The sequence below is a fragment of the Paraburkholderia sp. BCC1876 genome (assembly GCF_902833695.1).
Classification (GTDB): Bacteria; Pseudomonadota; Gammaproteobacteria; order Burkholderiales; family Burkholderiaceae; genus Paraburkholderia.
In genome coordinates this window covers 122716-136917 of sequence record NZ_CADFGI010000001.1, presented here as the reverse complement: position 1 = coordinate 136917, position 14202 = coordinate 122716, and the positions used below count along the sequence as shown (strand labels likewise).

The following is a 14202-nucleotide window of genomic DNA, read 5'->3' as shown; positions in this document are numbered from 1 at the left end:
AAAGCGGCGTTTTTTGCGAACCGCCACGCTCAAACAGCGGCGGTTCCTTCACACAAAACCAGACAACCCAAGCTTACTTCACCCAGCTATCCACCCGATCGCCATGCGCGCTGATCCACGCATCCGCCGCGGCAGTCGGCTTCTCGCCGTTCTGCGTGGCCAGCATCACACTATCGATCTCGCCCGGCTTCCACTGGAACTTCTTCAGAAACGCGACCACCGTCGGCGCTTTCTTCTCCAGCTCAGGATTGATAACGCTATCCACATGCTCCGAGTCGCCGAACACCTTCTTCGGATCGTCAAGGAATTTCAGCTTGTACTTCGCGAACATCCAGTGCGGCTTCCAGCCCGTCACGATGATCGGCTTGCTCGCTGCTTCCGAGCGCGCCAGTTCCGCCGTCATCGCGCTGCCCGAGCTCGGCATCAACTGATAATCGAGGCCATAGGCCTTGATCGCTTCGCTGGTCTTCTGCATCACGCCCGCACCGGCGTCGATACCGACAATGCGCGAACCGAACTCCGCTTTCTTCGCTTCCAGATCGCCCACGGTTTTTACGTCGGCATTGTCCGGCACGATCAGACCGATTTTCGCGTCGTTGAAATTCGGGCCGAGATCGACCACCTTATCCTTGAAGTTGTTCCAGTACGCGCCGTGCGTGACCGGCAACCAGGCCGACAGGGTCGCGTCCAGATCGCCGCGCGCCACGCCCTGCCACATCACACCAGCCGCAACCGGCACGAGCGTCACCTGATAACCCAGGCGCTTCTCGATCACCTGCGCGGCCACGTTCGACGTCGCGACGCTATCGTCCCAGCCTTCCACGTAGCCGATCTTGATGGTCGGCTTCGTATCCGCCGACACCATGCTCACGCTGCCGGCCGCCAGCGCCGCGCTCATCGCGCTCAACACCAGTATCTTTTTGATCAGTCTCATCGCCGTTCTCCCGTTTCCAATCCACCCAATGAGCATTTAGAATCGCCAGCCAGAATTGCCGGGTAGCGTTGTTTTACGACGTTGAGTTGTCCACACGCGACTTCGACTTGCCCACGCACTCGCGCGTCTCGTCTTACTTATCGACGACGAGATCGGTCAGCGGTTTGCTGCAGCACAACAGCACCATGCCCTGATCGATTTCCCGCTGACGAATCCCGCCCGCGTGCTTCATCGACACTTCACCGGACACCAGTTTGACCTTGCAGGTGCCGCACATGCCTTGCGTACACGACGCCGGTAAGCGCACGCCCGCTTTCTTCGCCGCGTCGAGCACATGCTGGCCGCTGCCGCATTCGATCTCGCGATTGCTTTTAGCGAAACTCACCTTGAAACGCGTTTCCGTTTCGATCGTAGCAGGCGCCACCTCCGGCGCAAAACCCAGCGCCTGCTCGCGCGCTTCGACAAAACTCTCCGCGCTAGCGTTAGCGCCTGCGGCTTGCAACGTATCCGCGACATGCGCGGTAGTCAATTGCGCGGCCACTTCGCTGACGGTCTCGAATGAGAAACTTTCCTCGTGATAATGGCCGCGATCGAAGCCGCCCTCGTCGAGCAGATTGCGCACGGCCTGCATGTACGGCGCAGGACCACACGTGAAAATCTCGCGCTCCATGAAGTCCGGCGCAAGCAGCTTGAGCAACGGTAAGCTTAGAAACCCCGTCACGCCAGGCCAATTCGTGCGCGCGCCGAGCCGCTCGCAAACAAACGCCGTGCGAAAGCGCGCCTGATTCGACGCGATCAGATCCAGCTCGCGCGCAAAGATGATGTCGTCCGGCGTGCGGGCGCTGTGCACGAACACAATGTCGCTATCTTCGCCGAGTTCGTGGTGTGCGCGGCTCATCGACATGAGCGGCGTAATGCCCGATCCCGCAGACAGAAACAGAAACTTGCGCGCCGGATGCCGCGCGCAGGTGAACTCACCCGACGGCCCGAGCACGCGAACCGGCGAACCCGCCTGCAGATTGTCATGCAGCCAGTTCGACACCTTGCCGCCCGGCACGCGCTTCACGGTGATCGAAATCGTATGCGGCCGCGTGGGCGGCGACGAGATCGTGTAGCAGCGATTCACCGACTCGCCGTCTATCTCCAGTTCCAGCGTAATGAACTGCCCGGGTTCGAACACGAAAGCCCGTTCGGACGGCGCACGAAAGAAAAAGCTCTTCACGTCGTGCGTTTCCTGACGAACCTGGCAGCACACGAGCGTGTCGTCGCTATCGCTGTCCCAGCGCGCCGGCAGCGCGTCCCAGAAACGCGGCTGCGTGACACGGTTCTCCGCGCGGCTTGGGGCTGACTCGGGGCTGACCTGAAACGTCGCCTGATCGCGCATCATTGTTTACTCCCGCTCCTGGTTGCGGTATCGCGCTCAGCGCATGAAAGACACGACTTTTTCGCCGTGTGAAGCCGGTGTGGTGCCGTCGGCGTCGTGGGTTTGGGGTGCATCGCTGTAATTCGCCATCCGGCCGATGTACCACTCGCAGAACTTCTCGACGAGCCCTTCGGTGAACGGCGAATACGGGCCCGGCTCATACGCGCTGCTGGTCGCGCCGCGTTGCGAGTACTCGACGAGCGCGCGATCCTGGTCGTTGGTGGCGCGCCACACAGCGGTCAGATTGTTCACGTCGTAGTCGATCCCCTCGCGCGCGTCTTTGTGCACCAGCCATTTCGTGCGCACCAGCGTTTTACCAGCCGACAGCGGAATCACCGAAAAGCTGACGATATGGTCGCTCATGAAGTGATGCCACGAATTCGGCTGGGTCCAGAACGACAGACCGCCGAGATCGGCCTGCTCGAAACCGCCCAGCAATTTCTTCGACGCCACTTTCGCGTCCAGCGTCTGCGATTCGCCGTCGCGATCGAGCGGCAAACGCTGCGTCCGGAAACCCGTCACCAGATCGGCAAGCCGTTCGATTTCCGCCGAGGGCAGCTTCATCGCTTCCCACTGCGCGGTGCGACGCGCCACGGTTTCCTCGAACGCGGCCATGCCCTCTTCGTTGGCCGGCGTGCGTTGATAGCCGAAGCCGTATTCGTAAAGCGAAATGGTCAGCTCGGGGTGATTCGCGACGCAGTGATAGCACTCGCGATTGTTCTCCATCGTGAGCTTCCAGTTGCCATCTTCGATAATGTCGATCGACGCGGCGATCTTGCAGCCGGCCAGATCGTGCGGCAGCACGTATGGCTCCATCGCGGCACGCATCACCGAGAAATCGGTGGGCGGATTCTCGGCCAGGCAAATGAAAATGAGCCCGGCGAGATTCTCGACATGCACCGATTTCAGGCTGTGTTTGCAGCGGTCGAACTGGTCGCCCATGTGCTCGGCAAACATCAGATCGCCGTTCAGGTTATACGTCCAGCTGTGATACGGGCAGACGATATTGCCGAGCGAGCCTTTGTCGCTATTGCACAGCCGCGCGCCACGATGGCGGCAGACGTTGTGAAACGCCCGCACCTGCATATCGTCGTCGCGCACAATCAGGATCGAGTCCTGGCCGATCTCCACCGTGATGTAATCGCCCGGTTCCGGCACATCCGGTTCCACTGCCACCTGAATCCAGTGCTGCCGGAAAATCGCTTCCATATCGAGCGCGAAAATCGCCTCGCTCGTATAGAACGGCGCTTCCAGCGTGTGATTCTTTTTGCGGCGTTCGATCATTGCGCGAACGTCTGCCGAAACTTTCATTGTGTGCTCCGTTGCATGTCACGTCTGGCGCAGCGCCAGGCCCTCCTGGTCGCCTGCTGGCCCGAACCGGAAATCAGTAATCCACGAGTTGATGCTCGCGCAAATACGCCAGAATCACTTGTGCTTTTTCGACGGAACTCCCTTCAATTACGACGCTGCCGCCGCGGCTTTCGGTGGTCGTCGCCGAGAGCATGCGGGCGTGGCCGGAACGCTTTTCGGCGGCGGCGAGGCGCACCGGTTTGGCGGTCACGGGACGGGTCGTCCAGACGAGGTTGTCGGCGTGGGTTGCGTCTGCATTCACTACGGTTGACGCGGCGACCGGGCGGATCGTGCCTTCCCGCAAACGGGCATACGCGTAGGTCGGCGTTGCATTGGCCAGCGGATGCACGGCGATCAGCGCGGGCAAGCGCACTTCGACGCGTCGGCGTAGACCCTTCGGCATGAACTGGCGGACTTCGGCGCAACCGTCGCGCAGCGTGACGTCGACCGCCGCGCCGACTAGCGGCATGTCGAGCGCCGCGGCGACGCGGTACGGCAACATGCCGCTGTCGAACGCGCCTTCCGCGCGCGTGCCGGTCAGCACGAGGTCGTAACCACGCAGACGCGCGGCGAGCTGAGTCGCGGCGTCGGCTTGCACACCGTCGGACGCGCGCGTTTCAAGCACTTCCACCGAGCGAGCGCCGAGCGCCAGATACTCCTGCAACGCGGGATTCGATGCATCGCCCGCGTGCAACACGTCGAGCGTCGCCTTGTGGGTTTTGACCAGCGAGAGCGCCAGCGTCAGCGCGGCAGCGTCGTTGCGGCTATAGCGCGCCACGCCGCTGACCGGATGACGGCCCACGGAAACCAGCACGGCGATCTTCATGCGAGCGCTCCTTCGGCAACAGCGGATGAATTCAACAGCGCAGCGCCCGTGCCGCGCGCGTTACGCGCCGCCGCAGCCGCCTCGTTGAGCGCCGCGATGGTTTCCTGCGCATCCGCGATCACGGTCAGATTCGCGCGCTTGGCAATCGGTGCGCTGGCATCGAGATTCACCGCGATCACATGACGGCAATCCTTGATGCCTTGCAAATGCTGGACCGCGCCGGAAATGCCGAACGCGATATATACGCTTGCTTCAACCGTCTTGCCGGTCGCGCCGATCTGCTTGTCGCGAGTGAATTTGCCGTCGTCCACGGCGACGCGGCTTGCACCGATCGCGGCGCCCAACGTGACCGCGAGACGCTCGAACGCGGGCACATCGCTCACGCCGTTACCGGCCGAGACGATGAAATCCGCTTCTTCCAGCGCCAGTTGCGCGGCGTCGATTTCCTCGATGCCGAGATCGCGCAGGGTGCTTTCATTAGCACTAGCACCAGCACTATCACCCGCGCCGGTCGACGCGCCGTCGAAACGCCAGACGACTCGTTCGCCTGCACCGACAAAAGGCAACTTCGGTTCGACGGCATTTGCCGCGAGCAATATCACGTCCGGCAGCGAACGCGTGGCGAACGCCGTATTCGCGTGGACAAAAGACGCGACGTGCGCGGCGTCGATCTCGACCACATGCGTCGCGACGCTCGCATTCGCAGCGGCGGCATAACGACGGCCGAGATCGCCGTCGCCAGTGGCGTTATCAGGCAGGAAAACATGCACCGGTGCATACGCGACCACGCACGCGGCCAGCGCGTTCAGTTCGTCGACCGGTGCGAAGCGGCGGCGGTCGAACATCGGCAATTCGATCAGCTTGTCGGCGCCGAGCGCGGCAGCGTCGCCGGTAAATTCACCGAACACGAGCAGCACGACTTCGGTCTGCGTGTCCGCGATCAACGCGGCGCCGGCCAACGTCTGGCGTGCATGATCGTCCAGTGCGCCACGGTCGGCATGGGCGGCCACCAGCAGCACGCGCTGCGGCGCGGCCGTGGTACGACGCGCTTTGACCTGCTCGCGATGCGCCGCACCGGACGCCGCCATCAGTTCCAATGACCCAACCACGCCGGTCATACCCAGCGTGATGCGTTTAAGTCCCTCCGCCGTGATCGTGAACGGCCGGCGCGGATCGATTCGTTTGAGCGTATTCATCGCGTTACTCCAGCGCTGCTGCAACCAGTTCGGCGACGTCCAGTACTTCCGGACGCGGGCCGACCACGCCCTCGAGCATGGCCGTGCAATTCGGGCAGCCCACCGCGACGATCTCCGCGCCGATCGTGCGGGCGTCGTCGATACGAATGTCCGGAATGCGCCGCTTGCCGGGAATGTCGGTCAGCGGTGCACCGCCGCCACCGCCGCAGCACCGCCCGCGCATGCCGTTGCGCTCCATTTCCACCACCTTGATGCCGATGCTCTTCAGCAGACGGCGCGGCGCTTCCGTCTCGCCGTTATAGCGGCCCAGATAGCACGGATCGTGATAGGTGATCTTGCGTTCCGCCAGCGCGGCGACCGCTCGCGGCGACAGCTTGCCGCTCGTGACCAGTTCGTCGATCAGCGCGGTGTGATGCTGCACCTCGTAGAAACCGCCCAGCGCGCGATACTCGTTGCGCAGGCTATGCAGCACGTGCGGGTCGGCCGTGACGATCTTGCCGAACGAATACTGCGAAAGCGTACCGATCAGTTTGCGGGCGAGTTGCTGGAAGGTGGCTTCGTCGCCGAGACGACGGGCCGTGTCGCCGGTGTCGGTTTCGACGCCGCCCAGCACCGCGTAGTCGATGCCCGCGCGGTTCAGCACCTTGACCAGCGCGCGCAGCGTGCGCTGATAGCGCATGTCGAACGCGCCTTCGCCGGCGATCAGCAAGACCTCCACCCGGCGCCCCGGTTGCGCGACCTGCACTTGCAGATCGACCGCCCAGTCGTAACGCGCGCCGATGTCGTAACCGTTCGAGCTGCCGGTTTCGCGCAGATTCGCGAGCGTGATCGGGCCTTTGCCCGGCACGCTGCCTTCCACCAGCGTCTGATTGCGGCGCATGTCCACAATCGCATCGACGTGCTCGATCAACATCGGGCATTCCTGCACGCAGGCACGGCACGTGGTGCAAGACCACAGCGTGTCCGCTTCGATCAGCGTGGAAATCAGCGGTTTTTCCGGTGCGCCAGCGTGTTTTCCGAGCGGGATGCCGGGCGTCGGGCTGCCCGCGTAGTCGGCGTCCGTGCCGCCCACCATGCCGGTGACCAGATCCTGAATCAGCTTCTTCGGATTGAGCGGCTGACCGGCGGCGAACGCGGGACAGGCCGCCTCGCACTTGCCGCACTGCACGCACGCGTCGAAACTGAGCAACTGGTTCCAGCGAAACTCGACCGGTTTGCCGACGCCGTATTCCTTCGCGTCGAGCAGCGGCACCTTCAGGGCCGTCGGCGGCACGACGTCGTTGTCGTTGCGCTCGGCAAAGCGTTCCTGACGCGGATGAAACGCCAGGTGCAGCAAGCCCGCCATCGCATGCTTCATCGGACCGCCGCGCGCCGCGCCGAACGTCATCGTGAAGGCGCCCGCGGCGATCAGCAACGCGACGACCACAGCCAGCGCACCCGACATGGCACCCGCCGGCAACGCGATGAATAGCACGAGCCCCAGCGCGAACGAGCCGAGCAACAGCGGCAGATGATCCCAGGGCCCGCGCGAGAGCCGCGCCGGCACCGCTTTCGCCCCATGCCGGCGACGCCACACGAACACGGCGCCGACCAGCATCACAAGTGCGGCCAGAAAAATCAGCTTGTCCAGCCACGGCGAGTAGATCGCCAGGCCGTAATTGACGAACACCAGCGCCATCGCGAGAATCGCACCGCCCGCCGTGGCCACGTGCGTTTTAGCAATGTACGGATCGCGCGCCACCACATGATGCAGATCGACGAAGTAGCGTTTCGGAATCGTCAGCAGATGGGTCCAGCCGTACGCGCCGGCCGCCGTGGCGCGGCCTTCGCGCCAGTAAGCGGCGCGTTTGACGAGCGCGAACGCCAGACCCGCCATCGACAACCACAGCAGGACGGTGATGACAAACACGGGGCTCATCGTCAGAAATCCTTGCAAAGGCGCAGCGCGTCGTAGATCGCGCCGTGAATGTTGTGCATGGAAATGCAGTCGCCGACACGGAACAGCAGGAAGCGGCCATTACCGAGTTCTTCACTGAGCGACGGTTGCGGCTCCGACGCGAACAACGTGTGCACGTCGACCTGACCGAGATTCACCGATTCCGGCTTGAGCTTCCAGTACAGCTCGTCGTTCGGCGTGCTGCCGTTTTCGATTACCACCTGATCGACCGCGCGCTCTTCCTGCTCCTCGGTGTACTCGTTGCGGATCACGGCGATCTTCTTGCCGTCTTCCTCGTAGACCTTGTCGAGCCAGTAATTCGGCGTATGGATCACGCCTTGCGCGTAGAGCCGTCGATAGAAAATCGGGAAGGTGGTGCCGCCCACGTCGTCGGCGACCTTGACGTCCGGCGTCACGATTTCGACGTTCGAGCCGCGGCTCGACATGAAATCGGCCACGCCCGCGCCGGCGTGCGTGCTGACGCCGTCGTACACGAGCACGTTCTTGCCGGGTTCGACCTTGCCGGACAGCACGTCCCACGAACTCACGGCGAGCCCTTCGTCGACGCCCCACGCCGCGACCTGCGACGTGAACGACGAACCGCCCGTGGCCAGCACCACGATGTCCGGCTTCTCGGCCATGATGGTTTTGTCGTCGGCGGCGACTCCGAGACGGCGATCCACGCCAAGGCGCTTCGTTTCCATATCGAACCAGCGCACGATGCCCGCCATCTGTTCACGCTGCGGCGCCTTCGCGGCCAGCATGATCTGACCGCCTACGTAGTCGTTCTTCTCGAACAGCACGACGTCATGGCCGCGCGACTTCGCGACGCGCGCCGCTTCCAGTCCGGCCGGACCCGCGCCGACCACCACCACCTTGCGCTTCGGCCCACGTGTCTTCGCGATCACGTGCGGCATGGTTTCTTCGCGCGACGTCGCGGCGTTCTGCACGCACAGCACGTCGAGCCCGTTGTACTGACGGTCGATGCAATAATTCGCGCCGACGCATTGCTTGATTTCGTCCTCACGGCCATCGCGGATCTTGATGACCATGTGCGGATCGGCAATCTGCGCGCGCGTCATCCCGACCAGATCCACCATGCCGCTCGCCAGCAGCCGTTCCGCCTGGCCCGCGTCGCGAATACTCTGCGCGTGCATGACCGGCAGCTTCACGACCGATTTGATCCCGGCGGCGAGATGCACGAACGGTTCCGGCGGCAGCGCCATCGGCGGCATGCAGTTGGCGAGCGTGTTGTGCGTATCCGCACCCGAACCGATCACGCCGAGGTAATCGATCAGGCCGGTTTCACTCATCGCCTGAGCGATTTCCTTGAGTTGTTCGTGATCGAGCCCGTCTTCATGAAACTCGTCGCCGCACATGCGCAGGCCGACGCAAAAATCCGCGCCCACCGCTTCACGTACAGCATTCAATACTTCGGTGCCGAAGCGCAGACGGTTTTCGAGCGAGCCACCCCATTCGTCGGTCCGAAAATTGGTGCGCGGGCTCCAGAACTGATCGATCAGATGCTGGTGCGCCGCCGAGATTTCGACACCGTCCATGCCCGCATCTTTCACGCGCTTCGCCGCCGCGGCAAAGTCGCGAATGATGCGGCGAATTTCTTCCACTTCAATGATCTTCGCGTTGCCGCGGTGCACGGGTTCCCGCACGCCGGACGGCGACATCAGATGCGGCCAGTGCTCGCCATGAAACGCCGAACGGCGGCCCATATGCGTGGCCTGAATCATGATTTTCGCGCCGTGGCGGTGCATGGCTTCGGCGAGCCGCGCGAGCGGATCGATGATCTTGTCGGTCGACAGATTGACCGACTTCCACCAGCCTTGCGGACTGTCGATCGATACCGGACTCGAGCCGCCGCACACGGCGAGGCCCACACCGCCCTTCGCCTTCTCTTCGTAGTAACGGATATAACGGTCGCCGGGCAAGCCGCCGGGTTCCGCATACACCTCCGCGTGCGCCGTGCTGACGATGCGGTTGCGCAAGGTCAGCTGGTTCAGCGTGAGAGGCTTGAAAAGGTTCGGGTAACGCATCGCGATCGACCTCGGAATAAATAGCTTGTTGCGCTCTGCCGCGCGCTTGTCGGCGTCGTGATAAACGCGTCAGTCAGGCACTACGCCGCGAGCGGCGACACTTCGAATACGCAATGGTCGTGGTGTTCGGCCGCGCACTGCGCTTCGCGCGAATGGGACGGCGGACCCTTGCGCGCGCTGTCGGGCGCCGTGTCGTTGACCCAGTCCATCGCGCCCGCGAACCAGCCGGAGAACATGTAGCAAAGCTTGCCGACCTTGTCCGGTTGCGCAAGCACGAACGACGAGTGATGCAATTCGATGCGTGCGTGCGAGCTGGACGGATCGGCTTCGGTGATCTTGAAGAGACCCCAGCCGCGTTGCGACAGTCGGTTCAGGTAATGCTCGAACACCGCCATGCCGGCAATGCCGTGCTGTTTGGCTTCCTTGTCGCACCAGAAATACGCGGACTTGTAGCCGGCCTTGTAGAGAATCTCGGCGTACGCATCGAGCCCGAGCGCTTCTTCGACGGCGGTGTGATTGTTCGTGAAGAAATGGCGCGGCACGTACAGCATCGGCAGCGCGTCGGTGGTCCAGACGCCGGTGTCCGGATCGACGTTGATAGGCAGTTGCGGTTGCATGTGAGGGTTCCGTTTTTTTACGTGTGGGGGTGGCAGGCCAGCGTGGAATTCAAACTGTCCAGACTTCGTCGAACACACGCACCCAGTTCTCGCCCATGATCTTTTTAATGCGCGCTTCGCTCCAGCCGGCGCGTTCCATCGCAGCCGTCAGGTTCGGAAACTCGCCGATCGTGCGAATACCTTCCGGATTCACGACCTTGCCGAAGTTCGTCAGTTGACGATAACGGCCCTTGTCGTGCGTGATCCAGTCGAAGAACTCCGTGCTATAGCCTTGCGTGAAGTCGGTGCCAATCCCCACCTGATCCTCGCCGATCAGATTCACCACGTATTCGATCGCTTCGATATAGTCGTCGACGGTCGCGTCCGGACCGCGCTTGAGGAACGGCGCGAACATCGTCACGCCGACAAAACCGCCCGCGTCGGCGATCTCTTTCAACTGTTCGTCGCTCTTGTTGCGCGGGTGTTCTTTCAGCCCCGACGGGCAGCAATGCGAGTAGCACACCGGCTTGTTCGACGCGGCGATCGCTTCAGAAGAAGTCTTGCCGCCCACGTGCGAGAGATCGACCATGATGCCGACGCGGTTCATCTCCTGGATCACTTCGCGACCGTAACCGGACAGGCCGCCGTCGCGCTCGTAGCAACCGGTGCCCACCAGGTTCTGGGTGTTGTAGCAGAGCTGCACCACGTTCACGCCGAGGTCCTTGAAGGCTTCGATATAGCCGAGGTTGTCCTCGAACGCATGGGCGTTCTGGAAGCCGAAGATGATGCCGGTCTTGTTCTCTTTCTTCGCGCGATGAATGTCCGCGGTGGTGCGCACCAGCGTCAGCATCTCGCCGTATTCGCGGATCTGCTGCTTCATTTCGGCAATGTTGTCGACGGTCTTCTGAAAGCTCTCCCAGACCGACACCGTGCAGTTGACCGCGGTCACGCCGCCCTTGCGCATGTCTTCGAACACCGAGCGCTCGAACTTCGAAATGTTCAGACCGTCGATGATGATGCTGTTGTCGTGCAGAGTACTCATGGTTCGCTCCAGGCGTGCTCAGTAGATGGGAAAGCGTTCGCACAGCGCGAAAATCTCGCGGCGCACGCGTTGTTCGGTGGCGGCATGACCATCGGGGTGATCGCGCAGCGCGTCGAACACGTCGACGATCAGGCGCCCCACTTCGCGGAACTCGCTCACGCCGAAGCCGCGCGTGGTGCCCGCCGGCGTGCCGAGACGAACGCCGGAGGTGACCGTGGGCTTCTCGGCGTCGAACGGGATGCCGTTCTTGTTGCAGGTAATGCCCGCGCGTTCCAGCGCCTGCTCGACCTGATTGCCTTTCAGGCCCTTCGGCCGCAGATCGACCAGCAGCAGATGGTTGTCCGTGCCGCCGGTCACCAGATCGACACCGCCTTCCTTCAGCACTTCGCCGAGCGCCTTCGCATTGGCGAGCACGTTGTCGATATAGGTCTTGAAACCCGGTTGCAGCGCTTCGCCGAATGCCACCGCCTTGCCGGCGATCACATGCATCAGCGGACCGCCTTGCAAGCCGGGGAACACCGCCGAATTGATTTTCTTGGCGATGTCTTCGTCATTCGTCAGAACAAAACCGCCGCGCGGACCGCGCAAGGTCTTGTGCGTGGTGGACGTGACCACATGCGCGTGTTCCACCGGATTCTGGTGACGGCCCGCCGCGATCACGCCGGCAATGTGCGCCATGTCCACCATCAGTTTCGCGCCGACGCCGTCGGCGATCTTGCGCAAGCGGGCAAAGTCCAGTTCACGCGGATAAGCGGAAAAGCCGCCGATCAGCAACGCCGGTTTGTGCTGCTGCGCGAGCTCTTCGATCTGCTCGTAGTCGATCAACATCGTGTCGCGCTTCACGCCGTACTGCACCGCGTTGAACCATTTGCCCGACAGGGCCGGCCTGGCGCCGTGCGTCAGATGGCCGCCCGCATCGAGCGACATGCCGAGGATCGTGTCGCCCGGCTTGACCAGCGCGAGCATCACCGCGCCATTCGCCTGCGCGCCGGAATGCGGCTGCACGTTGGCGAATTTCGCGTTGAACAGTTGCTTGATACGATCGAGCGCCAGCGTTTCGATCACGTCCGCATATTCGCAACCGCCGTAGTAACGCTTGCCCGGATACCCTTCCGCATACTTGTTGGTCAGCACCGAGCCCTGCGCTTCGAGCACCGCGCGCGACACGATGTTTTCCGACGCGATCAGTTCGACCTGCGACTGCTGGCGCTCGAGTTCTTTCAGAATGGCGCCGCGCACGGCCGCGTCGCGGGTGGCCAGCGGTTCTTCGAAGAAGGGATTCGGGTTCGACATGGAAAGTCCGTTAAGTCGTTGACGGAAGGGCCGTGAGCGCCGCCCGGTGCGGTGTTTGCGCCGCGCTGTCGCCGCTCTGCATTGGGTCTATTCTTGACGCTTGCCCCGCGCGTCAATTTACGAATTCAGACGCGTTCTTTGCCTTTTCCGCCATAGACGTCCTTTTTCGACAAGTCGGCGTAGGTCGCTGAGCGTGTCGCTCGCGGCAAGCGCGCCGCTGAACGACGCCCGCGACCCGCTCATGCTGCACTGCACCTGAACGTCGTGCGCGCTTCGGGTGCGCCAACCGTCTTGTCGGGCTCCGTTCTGGTGCTGTTCGTTGAGTGTTCCAGGCCATTCGCCAGCCAACCGAGGGTTTAGCCTGATGGCACGGTAGTTGCGCTAGTCCTCAGAATTGCAGCAGTCGCCGCTCCCCACGGCGACGCGACATTACAGATTCGAAGGAATCACTCCTCCCATGTCCACCGATCGCACGGCGTCGTTGTCGCATTTCGCATTCATGCCGCTCCCCAACTTCACGATGATCGCGTTCACCAACGCCATCGAAGTGCTGCGCATGGCGAACTATCTGACGGGGCAAACGCTTTACCGCTGGTCGATCGTGAGTCCCGACGGCGGTCCGGTCGCGGCGAGTAATGGCCTGTCGGTCGACACCGGCCCGGTCGAATGCGTCGGCCAGCCCGATATCGTGTTCGTGGTCGGCGGCATCGACGTGCAACGCGCGACGACTCCCGATCACCTGTCCGCGTTGCGCCGTTTCGCGCGCATGGGCAGCGTGCTCGGCAGCCTGTGCACGGGCACTTATGCGCTGGCGCGCGCCGGTCTGCTGGCCGGCTACGCGTGCGCGATTCATTGGGAGAACATGTCGGCGCTCAAGGAAGAGTTTCCCGACACGCGCTTTCTGAAAGAGCTGTTCGTGATCGACCGCGATCGCGTGACCTGCACCGGCGGCGTCGCGCCGCTCGACATGATGCTGAACCTGATCGCACCGCGCGTCGGCACGGCGCGCGTCACGCAGATCGCCGAGCAGTTCATCGTCGAACATGTGCGCGACACCAGCGCGCAACAAAAAATGCCGCTGGTGGCGCGGCTCGGTTCGGCCAACAAGTCGCTGTTCGAAGTGATCTCGCTGATGGAGAACAACATCGAAGAGCCGCTCTCGCGCGAAGAACTCGCGCGGCTCGCGGGGATGTCGCAACGGCAATTGCAGCGGCTATTCCGCGAACATCTGGGGATGACGCCGACGCATTACTATCTGACGCTGCGCTTGCGGCGCGCCCGTGAATTGCTGCTGCAGACCGATATGTCGATCATGCACATCACGATGGCGTGCGGGTTCCAGTCGGCTTGTCACTTCTCAAAGAGTTATCGCGACGCGTTCGGCACGGCACCCACGCGCGAGCGGCGCAAGCAGGCGCCTTCGCTGGCGGCGATGCCGGTGATGGCGGCTTGAAGGTTGGCTTGAATTTAGCTTAAGCGGCTTCGCTCGGAAAAGCCCAAGGCAACAAAAAACGCGTTGAACGGAACATCGTTCAACGCGTTTTGTTTTTGTAGGTGC

At 62.6% G+C, this 14202-nt stretch carries 11 protein-coding genes; 1 reads left to right on the top strand and 10 read right to left on the bottom strand.

What is annotated here, in order from left to right:
- Positions 1-73: 73 nt before the first annotated feature.
- The 10 genes from HWY05_RS00505 to HWY05_RS00460 form a co-directional block, all read right to left on the bottom strand.
- Positions 74-934, bottom strand: coding sequence for a glycine betaine ABC transporter substrate-binding protein (locus HWY05_RS00505; RefSeq protein ID WP_035557023.1), 861 nt, complete (start codon positions 932-934; stop codon positions 74-76).
- A gap of 133 nt (positions 935-1067) precedes the next feature.
- Positions 1068-2321 carry a hybrid-cluster NAD(P)-dependent oxidoreductase gene (locus HWY05_RS00500; RefSeq protein ID WP_176057057.1) on the bottom strand — a complete coding sequence of 418 codons (1254 nt, stop codon included), beginning with the start codon at positions 2319-2321 and terminating at the stop codon, positions 1068-1070.
- Between the two features lie 33 nt (positions 2322-2354).
- Entirely contained in the window at positions 2355-3668 is a 1314-nt protein-coding gene (locus HWY05_RS00495; protein ID WP_176057056.1) for an aromatic ring-hydroxylating dioxygenase subunit alpha, read from the bottom strand.
- A gap of 73 nt (positions 3669-3741) precedes the next feature.
- Positions 3742-4533 carry an electron transfer flavoprotein subunit beta/FixA family protein gene (locus tag HWY05_RS00490; protein ID WP_176057055.1) on the bottom strand — a complete coding sequence of 264 codons (792 nt, stop codon included), beginning with the start codon at positions 4531-4533 and terminating at the stop codon, positions 3742-3744.
- Positions 4530-5729 (bottom strand): electron transfer flavoprotein subunit alpha/FixB family protein, encoded by a 1200-nt coding sequence (locus HWY05_RS00485; RefSeq protein WP_176057054.1) that lies wholly within the window; start codon positions 5727-5729, stop codon positions 4530-4532. The genes HWY05_RS00490 and HWY05_RS00485 overlap by 4 nt, the downstream gene beginning before the upstream one ends.
- 4 nt (positions 5730-5733) lie before the next feature.
- On the bottom strand, positions 5734-7647 hold the full coding sequence (locus HWY05_RS00480) for a (Fe-S)-binding protein (protein WP_176057053.1): 1914 nt from the start codon (positions 7645-7647) through the stop codon (positions 5734-5736).
- Positions 7648-7649: 2 nt separating this feature from the next.
- The gene (locus tag HWY05_RS00475) at positions 7650-9713 is read right to left on the bottom strand and encodes an NADH:flavin oxidoreductase (RefSeq protein ID WP_176057052.1); all 2064 of its coding nucleotides are present in this window, start codon (positions 9711-9713) and stop codon (positions 7650-7652) included.
- 80 nt (positions 9714-9793) lie between these two features.
- Positions 9794-10330, bottom strand: a complete 537-nt coding sequence (locus tag HWY05_RS00470) for a DUF5943 domain-containing protein (protein WP_176057051.1) — start codon at positions 10328-10330, stop codon at positions 9794-9796.
- Between the two features lie 49 nt (positions 10331-10379).
- Complete coding sequence (locus HWY05_RS00465) at positions 10380-11351, bottom strand: dipeptidase (RefSeq protein WP_176057050.1); 972 nt, start codon at positions 11349-11351, stop codon at positions 10380-10382.
- An 18-nt stretch (positions 11352-11369) separates the two neighbouring features.
- A complete protein-coding gene (locus HWY05_RS00460; RefSeq protein ID WP_176057049.1) occupies positions 11370-12644 on the bottom strand; it encodes a serine hydroxymethyltransferase in 1275 nt (424 codons plus the stop codon).
- Between the two features lie 457 nt (positions 12645-13101).
- Between HWY05_RS00460 and HWY05_RS00455 the strand changes: the two genes are divergently transcribed.
- A complete protein-coding gene (locus tag HWY05_RS00455) occupies positions 13102-14097 on the top strand; it encodes a GlxA family transcriptional regulator (protein ID WP_035557010.1) in 996 nt (331 codons plus the stop codon).
- Positions 14098-14202: the final 105 nt, after the last annotated feature.